Source organism: Rhodobacter sp. TJ_12 (genome assembly GCF_020023995.1).
Lineage (GTDB): Bacteria > Pseudomonadota > Alphaproteobacteria > Rhodobacterales > Rhodobacteraceae > Rhodobacter.
The window spans coordinates 1-2,188 of record NZ_NRRD01000044.1; the positions used below are offsets into that span (position 1 = coordinate 1).

Here is a 2,188-nt window from a genome sequence, read left to right on the forward strand (position 1 = left end):
CAAACAGCTAAAGAGCTCCGCAGCTTTCTGGCTGAACAGCTAGATAGCTAGTCTCACCTATGGACCTTTCGGTTTGATCTGCCAGCGCGCGTGGGGCGGTCACTGGCGAGTCTGATGCGCGCGCAGCATGTGACACCTGAAAGACAAAGGATGTCGCTCAGTGCACGCCCCAGTGGGTCTGGCGAAGGTTTCGCACGTAGAGCGGTGAAGCAACACAGCCGGGCGTCTCGAATTTGCACATCGAAGGGATGGAGTGTTGGCGCGCCGGGCGCGTCTGTTCAGCCTGTCGGTCCCGCGCCGGTGTCTTCCACTGCATCACAAATTATGCGCCTTAGCTCTCAAGAAGAGCCGACATGGGGCTTCTTGGCAGGTAGTTTCTGCTGCGATCGTCGAGGGGGGGGGGGGGGCGAGCCGGGAGCTTGGCTGCACCGCAGCCTTAGGCATACACTAGGACACTGCGTTCTCTACGCTAAGGAGGGCTTGGTGGGCAAAACCGCGACCACCATCTGCGTCCCCCCCCCCCGCAACGGGACCGGTCAGATCGGAGCAAAATCTGGCCAAGAGCGCCCGATGTGAAACTCTGGCGCGGACAGCGGCATCTAGACCGGGAACAGAGCTTCGTGTCGGGCCGCAGTAGGGTGAAAACGCCGCTGGCGGACAGCCGGAGGATGATTTTGAGGCGAATATGTCATCATTCCCGTCGGTTTTTCTTCTTTTAATAATACTTTTTATACAGTTTTATTAATAGTTAGTCGCGCGGAAAGGAATGATGACATCTCCGGTTCGGGTTCTGCCCCGGTTCTATCTATACCTAGCTCCGGCGACGTATTTCTCGCGCCAGATGACTTGAAGCTTGGGAGGTAACGGATCAAGAATACGCTGACGCCTTTCAGATCTCCGAACCCAGACGCCTAGAACAGCATGAACTCTGAAACTTCCCCCATCCCATTTCTCAGCATTACGCCATACGCTGGCCAGTCTGAGCCCGAAATCGCGGCGTGGTTTCGATGCAAGTATCCTAACGGTCAGACCGACAAAGCTACGCGCGCCTATGCGGTAGAACTCTACAAAACGAAACCTTCCGTAGGGCAAGACGAGTGGTATTCGAGCCTGACCGATTATCAGCGCTCAATCCTTGATGCGGCCAAGCAGGCAAAGGCAGTAGAGAAAGACGAAAAGAAGCGCATCAAGTTTCGTGATGAATACGGCCTGAGCGACGAGGAGAGTCGCGAGCTTTGGGCGCTTCGCGGTATGCCGTCCTTTGACGGCGAGCGGTCTGAATGGGACCGTGCCCGAGATAAGCTTCGGAAGCGCAAGAAGGCAGGGCCAAGGAAAAACGCAGACCTCTCGACGATGACGCCTGCCGAGAGAGAAGAACATCGCCGAAAGCAAATGCGCGAGGCGCAGCAGCGTTTGAGAGCAAATAAGAAGGCCGAACGGGAGGCTGCGGCTCGGGGCGAGTCCGCGCCTACGCCGGAGGAGCTGACCGAGGATGAGCTGGAGCGCAAGATATTGGAGAGCAACCCCAACTATGGGATCTTCTGAAAGATGTCCCGGTCGTAATGCTTCCCCGTGGCCATTCGTAGAATTCTATGCTTCGCCCGCAGAATGCTGCCCCGGTTCGCCGGGGAATGGCAGCAAAGCGGGACTGATCGCCAGCGATCGTTGAAATGGCCGCCAAAGGGTGTGATCTCCGGTCCACGTAACTGCTATCGCTGAAATTTGGCCAAGGTTGCGACTCTGGGCCCTCCCAGAAACACGCAGAGAGTCACTGGCTGCGTTTGCGGGCCCGCCTGGTAGATGGGGTGCAGAACGCACCTCTGGCTCACCAGTGACTCGCTCCGGGGCTCTGAGGGGCCATGCTCTGGGCGGGCGAGATCGAAGTCCTAGAAGGATGGCGCAGGTGCGATGGGGATGCGTCCGTTGCCAGCCGGTTGGGGCGCTTCTGTCCTCCACTCCCTTCAGCGCGATCACGGTGTTTCGGGGCCTTGTGAAAACGGCTCGGGCTGTCACGATTGCGCGTAGAAATCTACACTGCCTGAGGTGGTGCCGCTTCGGCGCTGACCTGCCCCCCGGTCGTCCCTCAGTCATAACGAGAGTCCTTGGGGTTGATAGTGGTCGGGTTCAGGTTGGGCAAGCGCGCCGAGCGCGGAGCCCTCAGATTGCTCAAGCGCTCGGCGCGCTTCTG

General features: G+C 58.5%; 1 protein-coding gene. It reads left to right on the forward strand.

What is annotated here, in order from left to right:
• The first annotated feature begins 921 nt into the window (after positions 1–921).
• Entirely contained in the window at positions 922–1,545 is a 624-nt protein-coding gene (locus CKO11_RS17035) for a hypothetical protein (protein ID WP_223641482.1), read from the forward strand.
• Positions 1,546–2,188: the final 643 nt, after the last annotated feature.